The following is an 18,377-nucleotide window of genomic DNA, read 5'->3' as shown; positions in this document are numbered from 1 at the left end:
CTCATTTGAATCGCTCCTTTCATTCTGTTACGAACTTACATACTATACTCAGATATTCTTGTTTCCAGAGCATTCAGCATTGTCTGTTCTTTTTCTTATTCTTATTCATTAGCAATACAATACAATGGAAAACTCAATTTAACCTCAACAAGGTTTGTTTTTTTATCCATGCAAAATCTTCTTTGTACAACAGACTGTTAGATATAGCAAAAACGGCCTTTCAAAAACAGTTAATTTCTAAATCAACTGTTTTTTGAAAGGTCGTTTCATCAGATTCTTATAGCAATCCAGCAAATAATCTCATAAATAATTGTCCCAGTCGCAAATATGCACTTCGTCCGGTTTGATATTGGTCTGTCACATCACGACATTCTCCCATCGTCCTTATCAGATCATTTTTTATTTCCACAACTGCCTGACAATCTGCCATAAAACAGCCGTTTTCAAAATGGTGATATAAACTTCGATAATCCAGATTAATTGTTCCACAAGTTGCCATACAGTCATCTGCCACACTCATTTTTGCATGACAGAAACCAGGAGTCCACTCATAAACACGAACACCATGTTTAACTAATCCATGATAAAAAGAACGAGTTATATTATAAATGAATTTTTTATCAGGGATACCAGGTGTGATAATTCTTACGTCTACCCCTCGCTTAGCAGCCAGACATAACGCATGCGTCATTTCATCTGTTATGATTAGGTATGGAGTCATAAACCAACAATATTTTTCAGCTTTATTTATCATACTGATATAAACTTCTTCTCCTACCTGCTCATTATCCATAGGGCTGTCTGCATAAGGTTGAACAAACCCAGTTTGCTGTGCCGCATAATCATAGTGGAAAAGGTATTTACTAAAATCAGGATCATTAGCATCCTTAGCACTTACTGCATTCCACATTTCCAAAAATGTCACCGTAAGCGACTGAACAGCATCTCCTTCTAAACGAATACCTGTATCTTTCCACTGTCCATACGGGTGTGTGTAATTAAAATATTCGTTTGCTAGATTATATCCACCTGTAAATCCGACTTTTCCATCAATAACTGTTATTTTTCTATGATCACGATTGTTCAAAAACAGATTTAAACCTGGCATAAACGGATTGAATACACGGCAATGAATTCCTATTGCCTCCATCTTTTTCACAAAATCTGTGTTAATAAAGCCTATAGAACCCATATCATCGTAGAATACTCTAACTTCCACACCTGCTTTTACTCGCTCTTCCAGAACATCTTGAATCTTATGCCATGTGTCTCACACTATACTAATACCAAGCAACCAGAAACTACAAATTAACTATGGAGGTATTATTATGGCAAATTACACAAAAACAACTATTGGAAAGGAAAACCGAATTGAGCTGCATGAAAAGTTGTCTTTAACAGGTGCAGAAATCAGTTTAAACGAACTACCTGCAGGAGTAAATGTCCCATTTGTTCATTCTCATAAAGAAAATGAAGAAATCTATGGAATTCTTTCAGGTAACGGCAAAGCCATAATTGATGGAGAAGAAATTAGCCTTTCAACTGGAGACTGGCTAAAAATCGCACCTGCTGCAAAGCGTCAGTTTTTTGCATCCGATATTTCTGGAATTACTTATATCTGCATTCAGGTAAAAGAAAATTCTCTGGAACATTTTACAGCAGAGGATGCCGTAATCGGCTAATTAAAAGTATTTATTTAAAAAAATGCACAGTTCACGATAAGCTAAGAACTGTGCATTTCTTTTTTGTTCAATATTACGTTTTCTCAATTTTTCAAACAAGAAGTTATCAGTGATTATCTTTTAGAAAACAGTAAACTACAGCGACGCCAAATCCAAGAACACCTAGGACATATCCCCAAAAATTATTTGTTGTCACAGCAATTCCTAAAGGTATTATTGCAATCCCCAATAACTCAATCTTAATTCCTTTCATCGCAAATACCTTCGTTACAAACTTGAATTTACTTTAATAAATATTTTTCAAACGCTTTATGATTATCAAAGTGGACTTCTCTAAAAAACAGAACTAACCAAATAATATAGGTTGGTATAGCTATATATGGGGTTAAAAAGCAGGATAATAATGCTCCTGCCAACATTATAATAGCCCACATAAAGCACTGATTTCTTATATCACGAGAGATATGAGCTTTATCATACAATGCCTGTTCTTCTTTAGAAAATGAATTAAATCCTGAAACAAATTTTGCTGCTTTTTCCTTAAAAATCGCAAATAACACACCTATAATCAGAAATGGTATTACCAAAATTATACACGACCAAAATCCTATATTCATAATACATACCTCCGCTTCAAACTCCGATTTCTCAGTTTCAAAAACCGGAAGTTGAAAGTTCCTATAAATTACAAATCATAATATATTCTTCATCATTTTCATCAACGATTTCAAATCCTACCTTCCTATACATACGGACAGCATAATTCATCTTTTGAACAGCTAATGATGCTTGTTTATATCCTTCTAGTTTTAATTTCATTAGCATCTGTTTCATTAATTCTGTTCCGATACCATAGTTTCTATACTCTTTAAGAAGTGAAATCGCAAAAGACGGTGTTTCATTATCTATATGACCGTAATCATTCATAATCCGAACCCATACAGCACCAACAATCTCATCCGCAACTTGAGCAACCAAACATAAGTCTCCCTTGTTCTCACCAAAGTCCTTTACATATACCTGCAAATCTGGTTTGTTAATGATATCTTTGGACGGTGCTGGAACACCTTCAGGAATAAAAATTGCCTCGTATAAAAAAGTATCTAATATCTTATTTTCATCTCGTTTTAATTCTCTTATTGAATAATTCATATAAACCTCCGATTTATTTTTATTTATAAATCAGTTGTCATTCCACACATAATGATTCCTCCGTTAAATATCGAATTGTGCAAAAGCCCAAGGGACTTTAATGTCCCTTATGCTTTTCTCTTTTCTTTTGCTGTTTCAACTCAAACATTCGCTGTTCTTTAGCCTCTTTTTTCTTGCGGCTTCTCTCTTTACGCTCCTGATTGTTCTGTTCCTGTTGTAATTTTAATGCCTGCTGCGATTTTGTGCCGATGCCTGTTTCCATCGTCTGCTTTTTTGCTTCTCGTTGCATACGCTTTGGATTTCTTTTTATATCCTTTACAACAGTTTCAACAGCCGGACTGAATTTCAAACTAAAATAGTATTTTTGAATATATTCCTGCACTTCGTAATCCTTTGGTTCTGCACCAAATGTTACCTTCGCCACAAATAGTTTACCATCTTCAATACGTTCAAATACACCTACCCAAAATGGTTCTTCAAAATATACCGTCAGTTTTCCACTTGCTTTGTCCATAAGAATTCTTGCAGTGACAGCTGAGCATATGTATCTGTGAACCATTGATATAATTCGCCAAGCTGATTCCACTTATAATTATCCGAAGGAGTTTTAACAGGAATACCCTTTCTTTCGTCTGATTCCCATTTAATAACAAGAGTTGTCCAGCCAACCTGATAAGCAAGATTTTCTGCCGGAGTTCGATCGATCTCATCAATTCTCTTATCTTTTAAATGCTCCGGAATATCATTAAATTCTGAAATATATTTTGCAAAGCTTTTATTTATCTCGTTTTTAAGCTCGTCTTTATTCTCATATGTTCTCAATAGTCTATCTCCTCAGCTTCCGATTTTCCAGTTTCAAAAACAGGAATTTTCAAATTAGTCTTTGCAAATAACCTTTGAACCTTCACCATCAATTACAATTCCCTGACGGTTGTTAATCGGGCATAGATTCAAATCCGAAAACTCAGTCATTATTTTCTCGGTAACTTTCTTAAATGGTGCTGTAAGATAATGCGGAAGAACATAGAAATCAATCAAATCAAGCCCTGCATCATCTTCTTGTGAGTAGTCCTCTGGCTTTTCATCCATTTGCTCGATATATTGGATGCTTGGAGCGCATATAATTGCGCCTGCCGACTCGCCGATCATCAATTTTCCATTTGCCAATTCCTTTTTCAGTAGCCCATCAGTTCCCGTTTTACGGAGCTGGTCCATAAGAAAGAAAGAATTTCCGCCGGTAAAATATATCACATCTGCTTCTTCAAAAACAGACTGTATCGTTGAATAAGCCTCCGTTGAAATATCAATTTCAGTTACGATTGCTCCCAACTTTTTGAATAATTTTCGAGCCGAGCCGACATAACCGGTGTAGCCTTCACGCAGTGAAGCTGTTGGAATAAATGCGACTTTCTTATTTTCAATTTCTTCCTTTATCAGACTTCCCACACTTGAAAAGTGCGAACATAAAAATAGTTTCATCAATATTCTCCTTTATAAATTTCGATTGAGATTTCACCTGTTTTAAGCGATTTTATAACTGTTATATTTTGTTATTAAATTTCTCACAAACCCTTGAAAACACTAAATTTGTAACAGGTGAGCTTTCCCTTATTGTTTCCCTTGTGTTATATCGTCCCATCGGTGTTTACGAACTCTGATAAGGGCAAATGCAAGGGCAAAATTTTCTGATAACACATTATAACACGAAATAAAAGTGACATGGTGAACTGATTGGAATGCTTCTGATTTTCTGATTTTGTCCAGTTCTGTACCATATTGTTATTTGTATCAGTTAAATACTTCTTGTCGTGTCATTTGCTATTCAACCACTTTGTAACCTGCATTCGTTATTACATAAATTGCATCGCTTTTTCTTTCAATATAATTAGCATGCAAACATGCGTTCAACGCTTCATCCCAAATAGCATATTGTCGTCTATCTGGATATTCCTTTGCCACTACTTCGCCGCCAATCTGGATATATGTACCTAATTCCAAACTAAAACCTATCAATATCTGCCCTTCTGGTACGGCTGCTACTTTTCTAAGGAGTTGCTTCATTTCTTCTGTAATTGTTACTGATGCAGGAGTGGTATTGTCCTTTTTTTCTAAAGTCGGATCATTTATTTCACGGATAAACTTGTCTCTTGCATCTTCCCAAATAATATCCTCGTTATCCGGGATATTAAATTCTGCTTCTAATTCCCGTCTTAACTGATTTAAACGATCTTTTACTTCTGACTGATCCCCATCCAACTTAATAGCAATGCTGTCGCTGCCAATCACACCTTTCATTCCAGAAAAATCAAAACCTGGGAGAAGAAGTGAAGTTGCATTAGATTTCAACACCCATGCAGCCCCCATCTCATTCAAACTCACTGCACTCTCATAATATTCTGGTGAGTGCACGAAAATAATATGTAAGTCATAGTTCAGGAATTGTTCTCTTAAAAAGTCAAATATATTAGCTCCGTTTGGTATTCCATATCCTGGAAGAGAACTACAAAAAATATCTCTGCGAGGGCTTAAATTGATTGAGCGCAGTAATTCAGCAATTTTCGCAACGTGAGCTTTATTCTTAGAAGAATGACTTATGAAAATAAGCGGCTTCTTTTTCACTTCAAATACACCTCCCTGTAATTGTGACAGTTCGAGTACTTCTTTTTCTTCTGGATAGTATTTATCAATGTGTTTTCTAATAGCCTGAAGTTTTCCAACAAGCTCAATAAAATATTTTTTCTCCGTAAAACCATCCAGAGGCTTGCCGCACAAATTTACAGTCTCCCAAACAAAAGTATCGTGAGTTCTGTCATAAATTTCCTGCAATTCCAATTTTATTTCTTGAATCCAGCTCTGAAACTCAGGTACATCACTAATTCGTTCAAAAGATGTATCCCGGTAAGTGCTTGCCGTAGACTGACCATCCGCCAAAACTGTCAAAATATCATTCCGAACCTCTACTGTTAGTTCTTTGTGCGGCAGCAATGCTGCCATACCGAACTTTGTGATAGAAGGAAAGATGCTCTGCATACTACTAATGGAAACCTTGCTCTGTGTTTCTCTCTGAAGCTGATCTGCCATCGCAGCTGCCACTTCATACCGCATCGCATCCGAAATAATCACAAATATCTTAGTATCCGAAGTTTTAATACGGGAACGATAAAATTCTTCCTGCTGCGGCACTTCCAAAACCTTACCGAAAGTTGCCATTTCATCCGCACACACATCCGACCAGTTATTCCCCAGCTCACCTAAGAACCAATGAGTATAGAGCCCTTCCACTTTATCGACAACGTGCTTGAATAAATCATCCAGCAGAATATTGGAAGTCTCCAGACTCTTTTGGAAACTCAGATGGAACAAACGGTAATAGGTATCCATCTGATAGTAATTTTCCGTATACTCTTTCCAGATGCCTTTTGCTTCTGCAGTGTGAAATCCAGCAGAATGTTCCTTAAAAAAACTCTGCATATTCGCCACTTGTAAAATACCGTCATAGAAATTCTCAAACGACTCATACCATGCGCATGTTCTGCGTTTTTCGACCGTGGAAGTTATGGTATCTACATCAATGATCTGGTCACTAATCTCCGTCATAATCTTGATCAGAATCACTTCGTTGATACACGGGAAACACTCGGTTCCTGCCAGGTCATCCACAGACAACTTTTCAAAACGCTGATGGAGATGCGCTTCCTCCTCAACATACCGTGCCACATCGTATAGCTGCCCCACATCCTCACTATGAAGCCATTCAGAAATAAAATCATAACAATATGCCTGATGCGGCATGGAAATAAAACTATCCAGTCCTGCAAGATACTCCTGCCGCATGGTACGGGTAGCAGCGGTCAACAACAAATGAATTGCCAGCCGTCCAAGGTCTGGTTCTTCCTCTGTAAATCCGCAGCCCTGGCGAACCATCGCCCAGAAAGCACTGTCTGCATGATATTTTATGAAATCCTGATAAATTGTATTGTTGTTCAAATCCAATCCTGCACGGAACGTGCTGCGAATAATCATATCCGGCTGTGCATCTTTCAATCCACATATTGCTGCCATAACAGCCTTGTGTAGCTGCGCCGGGGTTGTCGGCACCTTATTCTGTGTGCTAACTTTCAAGCGACGATCTTTTGCATTGAAATAGGCACGATAATTCTTGACCTGCTTCCGCATGGCCGGATTCGATACAAGCCCCATCTCATCCATCCAAATGGAAATCAAATCTGCCCGGAACTCTTCACTGTAAAGCTCCACATCTAGAAGCCAGTTATCATCTGGGCGGTCATATGCTAATGGACTGTAAACCAGATAGTTTGTCGAATATCGAAAGGAGACATACGATTATGGCAAAAGGATCTGTAAGAAAAAAAGGAAAGAAATGGTACTACCGCTTCTATGTAGAGGATGCAAGCGGCAATCTGGTTCAGAAAGAATATGCCGGAACCGAAAGCAAAAGCGAAACGGAAAAACTGCTCCGTAAGGCAATGGAGGATTACGAAAGCAAGAAATTCATTGCAACGTCGGAAAACATTACTGTTGGAGAACTGCTTGATATGTGGGCAGAAGAAGAATTGAAAGTTGGAACACTCAGCAATGGTACAGTAGAAAATTATCTTGGTGCGATCCGTTGTATCAAAAAGCATCCGATTGCAAACCGCAAATTAAAAACTGTTACCGCTGAGCATTTACAGTCATTTCTAGATCTGCTTACATTCGGTGGCAGATTTCCTGATGGAAAGACACGAAAGGGTTACAGCAAAGATTACGTTCATTCCTTTTCAGCAGTATTACAGCAGGCTTTCCGGTTTGCAGTATTTCCAAAACAGTTGATCACTTTTAATCCGATGCAGTATATTAAACTAAAAAAGCAGGCGGAGGATGTGGATCTATTTTCCGATGAGGATATCGAGGAAGGCGTTCAGCCAATCTCACATGCTGACTATGAAAGACTGATCAAATATCTCGAAGAAAAAAATCCACCTGCCATCCTTCCAATCCAGATAGCTTATTATGCAGGACTTCGTATCGGTGAGGTATGCGGATTAACCTGGCAGGATATCAACCTTGATGAACAATTCCTGACGATCAAAAGAAGTATCCGCTATGATGGTGTCAAGCACAAAAACATCATCGGACCTACCAAGCGAAAGAAAGTAAACCTGTCTTGCCTGCCAGAGTGCCATACCAGTCTTCACTCCCTGCCACTTCGCCAGATAATTCGCTGTCAATACGATTCCATGTCTTGCCTGTGGATCACCGCCTACTGCCATCGGCACATTCCTCATCTGCGGACGATGTAACATCTCCACACTCCCATAACAGGAAGTCCCTACTTTTTGGTACTGTTTACCAATCGTTTTTATCTAGTTCCTAAATGTACACTTTTTGATACCACCTCCTTAAAAATGGGTACAAAAAAAGAAGGCGTATTTCAACCTTCTTTGAATTTTACTGTCATTATCTTTCAGTTTCGTAATATTTTATTTCTGACGAAAATCTTATTTGTAAATTTAATTTATCATCAGCAGCAACAATTGTTCTCTCATATTACACCTTCTTTTCTGATTACGAAGTAGCACCTTTTATTACGCATTCAATAAAAAACCTCACCAGTATTTCTACCAGTGAGGTTATTATATCATATCGCCACTTCCATAAGCATCAAATCTGCTCATTCTCTACATCGTTTGGCGTAAAATTGGCGTATTTTTGTAATTTTACGAATTTCCACCAATAAGGTACATCACGTTTTTAGTAGAGCTTTGCACCTGCTGGAATGTGGTTATCAACCATAAGAAGATGAAGTTCTTCATCCTCTGAATCTTTAAGATTATTTACTGCAGAAAGCAGCATACCACAGGAATCAATTCCCATCATCTTTCTCGGTGGCAGATTGGTGATTGCGATCAATGTCTTGCCAACAAGCTCCTCAGGCTCATAATAAGCATGGATACCACTGAGGATCGTGCGGTCTGTGCCTGTTCCATCATCCAGCGTAAACTGTAATAACTTCTTTGACTTTGGTACAGCAACACATTCCTTAACCTTTACCGCTCTGAAATCAGACTTGCTGAAGGTTTCGAAATCTACTTCTTCCTCAAATAAAGGCTCAATCTTTACATTGGAGAAGTCAATCTTCTCTGCCGGCTTATCTGCCTCTGCAGAAACTGCCTTGGAAGACTTGGATGCTTTCTTGTCAGAATCCAGGCTCTTCATCGTCGGGAAGAGTAATACATCTCTGATCGCCGGTGAATTTGTCATCATCATTACCATACGGTCGATACCAAATCCAATGCCACCTGTCGGAGGCATACCAATGCTAAGTGCATTCAGGAAATCCTCGTCCGTATGCTCTGCCTCATCATCTCCGGCAGCCAGAGCCTTCTCCTGTGCCTCAAAACGAGCCCTCTGATCAATCGGATCATTCAACTCGGAATAAGCATTTGCCATCTCCCATCCATTCATAAAGAACTCAAAACGTTCTACATAATCCGGATTGTCCGGCTTCTTTTTTGTCAGTGGAGATATCTCAATTGGGTGATCCATAATAAAGGTAGGCTGGATCAGATGATCCTCTACATACTCCTCAAAGAACAGGTTCAGGATATCCCCCTTCTGATGACGCTCCTCAAATTCAATGCCTTTTTCCTTTGCCAGAGCCTTTGCTGCCTCAGTATCCGGAATCTCGTTAAAATCAACTCCTGCGTATTTCTTGACGGCATCTACCATCGTCAGTCTCTCGAACGGCTTGGAAAGATCCATCTCATGATCACCATACTTGAGGATCTCGGAACCTGTCACTTCCTTGGCAACGTGACGATAAAGCTTCTCGGTAAGATCCATCATACCGTGATAATCTGTATACGCCTGATAAAGCTCCATCAATGTGAACTCCGGATTATGTCTGGTATCCAGTCCCTCATTACGGAACACACGACCAATCTCGTAAACACGTTCCATGCCACCTACGATCAGTCTCTTGAGATACAGCTCCAGAGATATTCTCAGCTTCAGATCCTCATTCAGGGAATTGAAGTGAGTCTCAAATGGTCTTGCAGCAGCACCGCCGGCATTGGATACCAGCATCGGTGTCTCCACCTCCATAAAGCCCTGCTCATCCAGGAAACGCCGGATACAGCTGATCACCTTGGAACGCTTAATAAAGGTATCTTTTACATCCTCATTCATGATCAGATCCACATATCTCTGACGATATCTTGTATCGGTATCCGTCAGTCCATGATGCTTCTCCGGAAGGATCTGTAAACTCTTGGACAAAAGAACGATCTCCTCTGCATGAACAGAGATCTCGCCTGTTTTGGTCTTAAACACCTTACCCTTTACTCCAAGGATATCACCGATATCATACTTTTTGAAATCTGCATAGGATTCCTCACCGATCTCGTCTCTTGCAACATAAAGCTGCATCTTCCCTTTGAGATCCTGAATATTACAGAAGGATGCTTTTCCCATCACACGCTTAAACATCATACGGCCTGCCAGAGAAACCTCCTGTCCCTCCAGCTCATCATATCGGTCTCTGATATCCTGAGAATGTACGGTTACATCATATTTTGTAATCTGAAAAGGATCCTTTCCGGCTTCCTGTAAATTTGCAAGTTTCTCATGACGCACCTTCAACAAAGCATTGACATCCTGCTCTGCCTGCGGCTTTTTATTCTGCTGTGCCACTTTTCTATCACTCCGTTTCTATCTTATTTTGACTTCTGGATCTCCAGAATCTCGTACTTCACAACCTCTCCATTTGGTGTCTCCACCTCAATGGTGTCTCCTGCCTTCGATCCGATCAAAGCCACACCAACCGGAGACTCATTGGAAATCTTATTGCCAAGGACATCTGCCTCTGTAGATCCTACGATCTTATAAACCATTTCCTCATCAAACTCAATATCCTTTAAACGGACAGAACATCCGATATTGACCGCATCATTGTCAACATCCTCCTCAACAACGACCTCTGCGTTTTTCAGGATCTTGTCAATCTCCTCAATACGAAGCTCAATATCTCTCTGCTCATCCTTCGCTGCATCATACTCTGCATTCTCGGATAAGTCACCCTGCTCACGAGCCTCTTTGATCTTTGCGGCTACCTCTTTACGTCTATTCAGCTTTAAATCCTGAAGCTCATCCTCCAGAGCCTTCAAACCTTCATAGGTTAATATGTTTTTCTTCTCTGCCATGTTAAATCCTCCAAATTAAGACTATAAAACTTAACGCTATCGTGTTATTCTAACACGAATCCCTTCTTTCAGTCAACCGCGTGAAAACGGCTCTTTTTATCATTCATCATTCATGCTGGTACGGAACGGTGCCATTGGCAGACCATTCTTTCCGAACATATTGACCTCTGCATAGTTTCTCCAGTTATATCTTGCATAAACAGGCTCTTTTACATTTGCAGAGAACAGACGGACCTTATTGCCCTGAATCTGTACGGAATCTGCCGGATAAAATACCTTATCCTGACCAGCCACTTCAAAACCAAGAGGATTCTCACCGGTACAGATGATGCCGTCTCTGACGTGATTGAAGATCAGCCAGATATAGGACTGCAGTGTGTAGCAGGACTGATAGAACGGTCCAAAGGCTCGGACCTCGTTGTCCAGTCCATAAGCGTGGTACATTGCCTGCAATGCCAGACGCTCCCCTACCGGCTGCTTGTCAACCGGATGGATATTGCTGTACTCCCCCTTATCCAGAACAACCGCCAGACCGGTATTTTTCACCGTACGGTATACTCTGTGCTGTGCCTCACGGATCAGCGGCCAGTTGGTCAAATTCTCCTCTCCCACATTGGAGAACATCGGAAGCTGAACGATCATAAACGGCAGCTTGTCATCATGCCAGTCCTCTCTCCACTGACGGATCAGACGTGTCAGAAGATTATAGTAGCTTCTAGGCTTCTTGTCGTCCTCCTCTCCCTGATAGTACAGGAAACCGGCCAGTGTATATGGTGCGATCCTCTGGATCATAGTCTCGTAAAGACCTGCCGGACGATACTCGGAACGCGGTCCCATTGGTCCCGGATATTTATTCTCACCGCAAACCTCTAATGCACCTTCCCATGTAGGATTTGGTGTTGTCTCATAATAATGCTTGCAATTCTTGTCAAACTCTGCCTGATATACGATATATTCCTCGCGCTCTTTGCAGTATGCGTCAAAATCCTGCTCAGCCACGATGGCGTCATACTCTTCTACATAAGAAGAGATCACTTTGTCATTTTCCAGAGCCTCTCTGCTCATCCAGCAGGAAGCGGAGGTTCCTCCCCAGTTACATCCGATGATTCCCACCGGAACATCTAGCTGTGCAGCAAGCTTTCTGGCAAAATAATAACCAACGGCTGACCAGCGTCCTACATTCTCCGGACAGCAAAGCTCCCAGCAGCTTTTCTCCTCCTGCTCATAAAGCTCATCACAAAGGTAAGAAACCTTTGGGGTATAATAAAAACGAAGAAGCTCATTGTGCGCCTCTGTCACAGCAACAGCTCCATTCTTGGAATTCTGAAGCTCCAGTTCCATATTGGACTGTCCGCCGGCAAGCCAGATCTCACCGTACATTACGTCCTCGTAAACCTTTTCTTCCTCCTCATCGGTTTTAACTGTCAGCACATATGGACCGCCTGCCTCCATTGGCGGCAGGAACAACTGCCATTTGCCGTCCTGTACATAGGTCACAACACGCGCATCCTGTATCGTAACTGTCACCTTCTTAGCATCTGACTCTCCCCAGATCACAACAGGTTTTCTTCTCTGTAAGATCATATGATCACTGAATATCGCTGGTAATTTAAGCATGGTATCCGATTCCTCCATTCCCGATTGCATAATCTATGTTTTTTCTCAATTAGACCTATTATACAACTTTTTACATACTCATTGCAATTCCTTTTTATAACCTTTATAATGATAAATATAATTCAATGATATATATTGAATGATTACGTCGTCGGAGAACAGGGGGAATCGTATGAATCAATCAAAAGAACAGCATCGTCTCAGAAACAGGATCATCCTTGCGCTTATAATCCTTGCATTGATCGGATGTTTTGGCTTTCTGCGCTGGAATGCCGGTGTCCATTTCTATAAAGATGAAGGCACTACCGGAAACACCAGCACCAATTTGTTAAATGGCGGCTTGTTTGCAAAATCAGGAGATACCATTTATTTTGCAAACCCCTATGACCAAAACTCCCTCTACTCTATGGATACCAGCCTGAAACATGTAAAAAAGGTTTATAACGATTATACCAGTTATATTAATGCTGCCGGTGATTATATTTTTTATACACGGAGAAATGATAAGAAGGGTGCCGATTCCAAGGCTTTGTTTTCCTTCAGCACCACAGGACTTTACCGTATCAATACCAACGGTCAGGGATTAAAACAGCTTTATAATGATCCCTCCCAGTCACTGAATCTTCTGGGCAACCACATTTATTATCAGCGATACGACCAGAAAGAGGGCTTACAGCTTTTCCGTATCGGTATTGATGGCAAAAAGGACACCATGCTTCTGAAAGAGGGTGCAGCTCCGGTCATTGCGAATAACATCATATATTATACCGGAGTGGACAGTGACCATAATATTCATAAGCTTTCCGTATCGGGAGGCAGTCCAAGTGTCGTCTACGAGGGCAATTTCACCGGACTTTCCTATGTAAACGGATCTCTTTATTGTATGGATATGGATAATGATTATACTCTGTGCCGTCTGGATCTTTCCACGCAGGAAATGACACATCTCACCCAGGTCCGCATTGCCACCTACAATGTCAGCAGCGACGGTGCTACCGTTTATTATCAGGTTGATAACGGCAAGGACAACGGCTTATATGTTCTGGATACAAAATCCGGAGTGCAGACAGAACTTCGCTCCGGAAATTATAATTATTATCATATTATCGACAACTATCTGTTTTTTGAAGAATTTGACGGCAGTGCCGCCTATGTAATGAATCTCTCCAATGAACAGATTGAAGATTTCCATCCGAAAAAAGGAAAATAGACTTTCCGGTCAAAACAGTACCGCATCGTCTCAAGAATCTTCTCTCCCCTGAATCTGCTGCTTCATTTCCAGCATACAGCAGCCATTCAGGGGATTTTTTGCATATGGTGCAATTTCACACATCGGCTCCAGCACAAACATCCGATTTGCCATTTCAATATGAGGTACCGTCAGACTCTCTGTATGAATGATCTCCTGATCATATAAAAGGATATCCAGATCTACAGTCCGCGGTCCCCAATGAATGATCCTCTCTCTCTTCTGGCTCCTTTCAATCTCACCGATCAGTTCCAGAAGCTCCTCCGGTGTCCGCAGCGTCCGCAGCATCACAGCTCCATTCAGGAAATCATCCTGCTCCACACCTCCCACCGGTGCTGTCACAATATAGGAGGACACCTTCTCAACCCGTGTCCATGAATCCTGCCGCAAAGCCTCCACTGCCTGATCCAAATGTCCTTTTGTATCCCCCATATTGGAGCCAATACTAAGATATGCCGTATGCCACTGTCTTGTCACGGATACCGCAACCGTCTGAAGAGGAAGGTGTACCGGTGCCCATGGCTTCTCCACTTCGATTGAAACCTTTTCCACTGCTTCATAATGTAATAAAATCTCCTGCGCCAGATATTCTGCCAGCCTTTCGATCAACTGAAAAGTATTTTCCTGCGTCTTTTTGGTAACAAATTCCGCCACCTCCGCATAATTTACGGAATATGTCAGATTGTCCGTCTGTCCTGCTTTTCGTACATCACAAAACAATTCTATGGAGATTACAAATTTCTGTCCCAGAGCATTTTCCTCCGGCATTACTCCATGCTTCGCAAAAACCTCCAGCTTCTTTATCCTGATACAATCCACTACATTTCTCCTCTTTTCTCTCATATTTCGAGTTACTCATCCTGATGAAACAATACATATCCCGGTGTCATAGTACACCAAAGCACCATCTTCCGGGGCAGATGATCATAATTTTTACCAAGCTTATAGCCAATCAGCTTAAATCCACATTGCAACGCAAAATAAAATGCCTTTCCCGGCTTTCCCCGTTTCAGCAGATACAGCAGAGTGCTTTTGGCATACCCTGCGCCCTCCTTCTCAGAAGAAATGCTTTCAAAAACCTCTCTATACTGTTTTTGGGACACCCCCAGATCGAAGTTACGGTGAAACTGCTGCATACAGCTATAATTGTGGGAATGAACCACCTCGGCGCTGCCACAGTAAACCACCTGATATCCCGCCTGGATCATCCGGGAAGCCATGATCATATCTTCATTAAAGATGGTGGGATGTACAAAGCCCCCCTGTTCCATATAACGATCTAAGCGGTACATGGCACATACATCCGAGCAAAAATAGGTCTTGATCCCCAGCCGTTCCAGATCCTCCTTACTCTTTACCTGATCCTCCGGCGGATAATTGTGAACTCTGGTGAGCCGTTCCAGCAGATCAGCTTCTTCTCTTGCCAGTTGTCTGGCATAGGTAATAGCAGTCCTGTCATCACCAAAGGGTTTCACCAACCGCTCTAACAGCTCGGTTCCTGCCGGAACCGCATCCTGTGTCATAAATAAAATGTAATGCTGTGATATATCGTCACCAATGTCTTTCACTGCCAGTCCCGCTCCATAATCTCTGGTGGCACCATGATCAAATTTCTTTTTCGGAACCGGATGTACAGACATCCTCTGATCCAGTGGCTGCAGCACCTGTTCTCCGTCCTCTATGGTCTGCAGCACATAAATATGATGCGGCTTCACACTCTGCTCCAGTAACAGCCGGATCAGCTTATGAAAAGAATCATCCGGCCGGTATGCCGGTATGATCACATCAATCACCGGTATCTCTGTTTTTTCCATAATAATTTGATATTCCTTTCCCTGCCTGAAACCACAGGCATGATTTTCAAACGGATTCTTTTTATTCTGTTCTGCCGAGTAATCTTCCCACGACATTCACCGTATCCTGGGCATCCTCCCCATAGCCGTCTGCACCGATCTCATCTGCAAAGCTCTGGGTGATGACTGCTCCGCCTATCAGCACTTTACAGGACAGATTCTGTTCATGAACCATATCAACTACTTTCTTCATTTCCATCATTGTCGTGGTCATCAATGCAGACAATCCAATGATGTCTGCCTTTTCCTTAATCGCAGCCTCAATGATCGTCTCCGCCGGTACATCTTTGCCCAGATCAACCACATGATACCCATAATTCTTCAGCATTAATCCCACCAGATTTTTACCAATGTCGTGAATATCATGCTCTACGGTAGCGATCACAATGGTTCCCAGTGATTCCCCGGAACGCTTTTCGGCAAGGATCGGCTCCAGATAATCAATGGAAGCCTCCATGGTTTCGGCACTGGAGATCAGCTGCGGCAGATAATAAATCTGCTTTTCATATAATTCACCCACATGGATAATACCCGGAATCAGACTCTCATCTATAAGCTTCTGTGGATCCTTTCCATCCTTCACAGCCTGCTCCACCAGCTTCTGTGCCCGCTGCTTCTTTCCCTTGACAACCGCCTCAAAAATCTCATCCCCCTGCTTATCCTCCGGGATAGCTGCGGAGGCCTTGCTGCCACTGCTTACCGATGTTTTCAGGCTCTGACTGTCCACCTCACCACTTACCATAGTAAGCTTATGCTCATTCACTCGCTCAATATAGCGCAGATCCGCATCCGGCTTGTTCATCAGCAGATCCGAGGCATATACCGCATGCATCAGCAGATCCTGGGACGGATTTGCAATCGCCATGGTCAGACCGTTCATAATAGCCATTGCCATAAAGTTACTATTAACAAAGGCTCTCTCCGGCAGACCAAAGGAAATGTTAGAAAGACCACAGGCTGTCGCAACACCAAGCTCGTGCTTACAGTAACGGATCGTCTCCAGTGTCTCCACTGCTGCCATTTTATTGGCTCCAATGGTTGCCACCAGTCCGTCCACGATCACATCCTCCGGTGTCAGCCCATATTCTGCCGCGGCCTTTAATACTGTATGGATAATATCCTTTTTCTCCTGAATATCCTTTGGCAGTCCTTCATCGGACAACGGAAGAAGAATGAACATCGCGCCATACTTTTGGGCAATTGGAAGCAGTCGTCTCATTTTTTCCTGCTCCATAGAGATCGAATTGATCAAGGCACGTCCCGGATAGATCCGAAGTGCCGCCTCAATAACCTCTACATAACTGGAATCAATAGAAAGGGGTGTGTCCGTTAAAAGGGTCAGTTCATTGACGACCTTCCACATCATTTCCTTTTCATCAATCCCGTTGGTTCCCATGTTTACATCCAGAATTGCAGCTCCGGCCTCCACCTGTGCCTCTGCCATCTCCCCTACAAGCTCCAGGCTGCCCTCCCGCAGTTGTGCCTGTAACGCTTTCTTTCCGGTAGGATTGATACGCTCACCGATCACCTTGAAGGCTCCATCTAACTCGATTGGAAGTACATTTCTCTCCGTGGAAAGGGCACGGCGTACCACCTTTCCCTTTCTCTCAGGATATTTCATCGCCTTTCGGATCCCCTTCTCCTCTAGACGCTTTACGAGCTTTTCGATATGCTCCGGCGTGGTTCCGCAACATCCTCCCAGCACATCTGCTCCTGCCTCTGCCAGCACACACATCTCCTCCGCAAATGTCTCCGGTCCCATGTCATATACTGTCTCTCCGTCTACAAGCTGAGGTAACCCTGCATTTGGTTTGGCAACGATCGGCAGAGCCGTATACCGTCCCATCTTCTCGATCACAGACACCATTTTGTCCGGTCCCGTAGAACAGTTGACACCTATGGCATCCACGCCCATAGCCGTCATCACAAGAGCCGCTGTCTCCGGATTTGTTCCAAACAGTGTTCTTCCATCCTCTGCAAAAGTCAGTGTCACCATCACCGGAAGCTCTGACGCTTCCTTCACTGCCAGTACTGCCGCCCTGCACTCCTGCAGACTCATCATGGTCTCCACCACGATAAAATCCACTCCGGCCTCTACCAGATATCCAATCTGTTCTTTATAGATATCTACCAGCTCTTCGAAGGGCAGATTTCCTACCGGATACAACTGCTGTCCGGTCATAGTGATATCACCGGCTACCAGCACCTGACGATCCGTATCTGCCTGACGGATCGCCTCAAAGGACAAACCAGCCAGCTTCCGGTTCATCTCTCCGATCTGATCTGCCAGACCATACTCCTCCAGCTTAATCCGGTTGCCAGAAAAGGTCGGAGCATACAGCACGTCAGATCCCGCCTCTATATATTCTCTCTGGAGTCCCACCAGCACATCCGGATGCTCCAGAATCCACTCCTCCGGACATACTCCCGTGGGCATTCCGCGTTTCTGAAGGTTTGAGCCTGTGGCTCCATCCAGGATCATTTTTCCTTTTGCGATAAACTCCTGAAATTCTTTTCTCGTCATATATATTTCTTCACCTTTCTCGTTACAAGTATTTTTTAGCGTTTTCATAGTACCACATATCCCCCATATGGTTCAAGAATAAGCATTTGCTATTTT

Annotated in this window: 15 protein-coding genes and 3 pseudogenes; 3 read left to right on the top strand and 15 right to left on the bottom strand. The window is 42.2% G+C overall.

The window, feature by feature from the left end:
* Window positions 1–277: 277 nt before the first annotated feature.
* Window positions 278–1,270: pseudogene (locus H8704_RS08620) on the bottom strand (phospholipase D-like domain-containing protein); the annotation flags it as partial.
* A 58-nt stretch (window positions 1,271–1,328) separates the two neighbouring features.
* Between H8704_RS08620 and H8704_RS08615 the strand changes: the two are divergent.
* The gene (locus H8704_RS08615; protein WP_118676431.1) at window positions 1,329–1,682 is read left to right on the top strand and encodes a cupin domain-containing protein; all 354 of its coding nucleotides are present in this window, start codon (window positions 1,329–1,331) and stop codon (window positions 1,680–1,682) included.
* A gap of 106 nt (window positions 1,683–1,788) precedes the next feature.
* Here H8704_RS08615 and H8704_RS08610 read toward each other — a convergent pair whose 3' ends face one another.
* The 7 genes and pseudogenes from H8704_RS08610 to pglZ all read right to left on the bottom strand — a co-directional run.
* Window positions 1,789–1,935 (bottom strand): hypothetical protein, encoded by a 147-nt coding sequence (locus tag H8704_RS08610; protein WP_249297972.1) that lies wholly within the window; start codon window positions 1,933–1,935, stop codon window positions 1,789–1,791.
* 28 nt (window positions 1,936–1,963) lie between these two features.
* Complete coding sequence (locus tag H8704_RS08605; RefSeq protein WP_021982867.1) at window positions 1,964–2,299, bottom strand: DUF3784 domain-containing protein; 336 nt, start codon at window positions 2,297–2,299, stop codon at window positions 1,964–1,966.
* 61 nt (window positions 2,300–2,360) lie between these two features.
* Window positions 2,361–2,834 (bottom strand): GNAT family N-acetyltransferase, encoded by a 474-nt coding sequence (locus H8704_RS08600; protein WP_118676435.1) that lies wholly within the window; start codon window positions 2,832–2,834, stop codon window positions 2,361–2,363.
* Between the two features lie 97 nt (window positions 2,835–2,931).
* Window positions 2,932–3,348, bottom strand: a complete 417-nt coding sequence (locus H8704_RS08595; protein ID WP_118676437.1) for a YjdF family protein — start codon at window positions 3,346–3,348, stop codon at window positions 2,932–2,934.
* Window positions 3,324–3,656: a ClbS/DfsB family four-helix bundle protein gene (locus H8704_RS08590; protein ID WP_456298672.1), complete on the bottom strand. Its 333-nt coding sequence runs from the start codon at window positions 3,654–3,656 to the stop codon at window positions 3,324–3,326. Before H8704_RS08590 ends, H8704_RS08595 begins: the two co-directional genes overlap by 25 nt.
* A 54-nt stretch (window positions 3,657–3,710) precedes the next feature.
* Window positions 3,711–4,313: a Type 1 glutamine amidotransferase-like domain-containing protein gene (locus H8704_RS08585; RefSeq protein WP_055271744.1), complete on the bottom strand. Its 603-nt coding sequence runs from the start codon at window positions 4,311–4,313 to the stop codon at window positions 3,711–3,713.
* A 339-nt stretch (window positions 4,314–4,652) separates the two neighbouring features.
* A pseudogene (gene pglZ, locus H8704_RS14265) lies at window positions 4,653–7,157 on the bottom strand (BREX-1 system phosphatase PglZ type A); the annotation flags it as partial.
* 23 nt (window positions 7,158–7,180) lie between these two features.
* On the opposite strand from pglZ, the pseudogene H8704_RS08575 reads away from it, so the two are divergent.
* Window positions 7,181–7,999, top strand: a pseudogene (locus H8704_RS08575) (tyrosine-type recombinase/integrase); the annotation flags it as partial.
* Here H8704_RS08575 and H8704_RS14600 read toward each other — a convergent pair.
* From H8704_RS14600 to H8704_RS08555, 4 genes are all read right to left on the bottom strand, one after another.
* Complete coding sequence (locus tag H8704_RS14600) at window positions 7,880–8,140, bottom strand: Y-family DNA polymerase (RefSeq protein WP_456298673.1); 261 nt, start codon at window positions 8,138–8,140, stop codon at window positions 7,880–7,882. The pseudogene H8704_RS08575 and the gene H8704_RS14600 sit on opposite strands and share 120 nt — an antisense overlap.
* A 448-nt stretch (window positions 8,141–8,588) precedes the next feature.
* Window positions 8,589–10,529, bottom strand: coding sequence for a lysine--tRNA ligase (gene lysS / locus H8704_RS08565; RefSeq protein WP_118676449.1), 1,941 nt, complete (start codon window positions 10,527–10,529; stop codon window positions 8,589–8,591).
* Window positions 10,530–10,552: 23 nt separating this feature from the next.
* Window positions 10,553–11,038, bottom strand: a complete 486-nt coding sequence (gene greA / locus H8704_RS08560) for a transcription elongation factor GreA (RefSeq protein ID WP_118676451.1) — start codon at window positions 11,036–11,038, stop codon at window positions 10,553–10,555.
* A 99-nt stretch (window positions 11,039–11,137) separates the two neighbouring features.
* Window positions 11,138–12,655 (bottom strand): sialate O-acetylesterase, encoded by a 1,518-nt coding sequence (locus tag H8704_RS08555; RefSeq protein ID WP_118676453.1) that lies wholly within the window; start codon window positions 12,653–12,655, stop codon window positions 11,138–11,140.
* Between the two features lie 172 nt (window positions 12,656–12,827).
* Between H8704_RS08555 and H8704_RS08550 the strand changes: the two genes are divergently transcribed.
* On the top strand, window positions 12,828–13,865 hold the full coding sequence (locus tag H8704_RS08550) for a DUF5050 domain-containing protein (RefSeq protein WP_249297971.1): 1,038 nt from the start codon (window positions 12,828–12,830) through the stop codon (window positions 13,863–13,865).
* A 30-nt stretch (window positions 13,866–13,895) separates the two neighbouring features.
* Here H8704_RS08550 and folK read toward each other — a convergent pair whose 3' ends face one another.
* The 3 genes from folK to H8704_RS08535 all read right to left on the bottom strand — a co-directional run bounded on the left by folK (window position 13,896) and on the right by H8704_RS08535 (window position 18,281).
* Window positions 13,896–14,747, bottom strand: coding sequence for a 2-amino-4-hydroxy-6-hydroxymethyldihydropteridine diphosphokinase (gene folK, locus H8704_RS08545; RefSeq protein WP_249297970.1), 852 nt, complete (start codon window positions 14,745–14,747; stop codon window positions 13,896–13,898).
* Between the two features lie 8 nt (window positions 14,748–14,755).
* Window positions 14,756–15,718 carry a glycosyltransferase family 2 protein gene (locus H8704_RS08540; RefSeq protein WP_249297969.1) on the bottom strand — a complete coding sequence of 321 codons (963 nt, stop codon included), beginning with the start codon at window positions 15,716–15,718 and terminating at the stop codon, window positions 14,756–14,758.
* Between the two features lie 61 nt (window positions 15,719–15,779).
* Entirely contained in the window at window positions 15,780–18,281 is a 2,502-nt protein-coding gene (locus H8704_RS08535; RefSeq protein WP_249297968.1) for a homocysteine S-methyltransferase family protein, read from the bottom strand.
* Window positions 18,282–18,377 lie beyond the last annotated feature (96 nt).

Origin of the sequence: Jutongia huaianensis (genome assembly GCF_014384985.1) — a bacterium.
Taxonomy (GTDB): Bacteria; Bacillota; Clostridia; order Lachnospirales; family Lachnospiraceae; genus Jutongia; species Jutongia huaianensis.
Note: the sequence above shows the minus strand (reverse complement) of the source record. Positions and strands in the feature narration are given on the sequence as shown.

Coding starts and splice junctions, on each gene's coding strand:
- H8704_RS08615 (WP_118676431.1), top strand. CDS start 1,329: ATGGCAAATTACACAAAAACAACTATTGGAAAGGAAAACCGAATTGAG.
- H8704_RS08610 (WP_249297972.1), bottom strand. CDS start 1,935: ATGAAAGGAATTAAGATTGAGTTATTGGGGATTGCAATAATACCTTTA.
- H8704_RS08605 (WP_021982867.1), bottom strand. CDS start 2,299: ATGAATATAGGATTTTGGTCGTGTATAATTTTGGTAATACCATTTCTG.
- H8704_RS08600 (WP_118676435.1), bottom strand. CDS start 2,834: ATGAATTATTCAATAAGAGAATTAAAACGAGATGAAAATAAGATATTA.
- H8704_RS08595 (WP_118676437.1), bottom strand. CDS start 3,348: ATGGACAAAGCAAGTGGAAAACTGACGGTATATTTTGAAGAACCATTT.
- H8704_RS08585 (WP_055271744.1), bottom strand. CDS start 4,313: ATGAAACTATTTTTATGTTCGCACTTTTCAAGTGTGGGAAGTCTGATA.
- H8704_RS14600 (WP_456298673.1), bottom strand. CDS start 8,140: ATGTTACATCGTCCGCAGATGAGGAATGTGCCGATGGCAGTAGGCGGT.
- greA (WP_118676451.1), bottom strand. CDS start 11,038: ATGGCAGAGAAGAAAAACATATTAACCTATGAAGGTTTGAAGGCTCTG.
- H8704_RS08555 (WP_118676453.1), bottom strand. CDS start 12,655: ATGCTTAAATTACCAGCGATATTCAGTGATCATATGATCTTACAGAGA.
- H8704_RS08550 (WP_249297971.1), top strand. CDS start 12,828: ATGAATCAATCAAAAGAACAGCATCGTCTCAGAAACAGGATCATCCTT.
- folK (WP_249297970.1), bottom strand. CDS start 14,747: ATGAGAGAAAAGAGGAGAAATGTAGTGGATTGTATCAGGATAAAGAAG.
- H8704_RS08540 (WP_249297969.1), bottom strand. CDS start 15,718: ATGGAAAAAACAGAGATACCGGTGATTGATGTGATCATACCGGCATAC.
- H8704_RS08535 (WP_249297968.1), bottom strand. CDS start 18,281: ATGACGAGAAAAGAATTTCAGGAGTTTATCGCAAAAGGAAAAATGATC.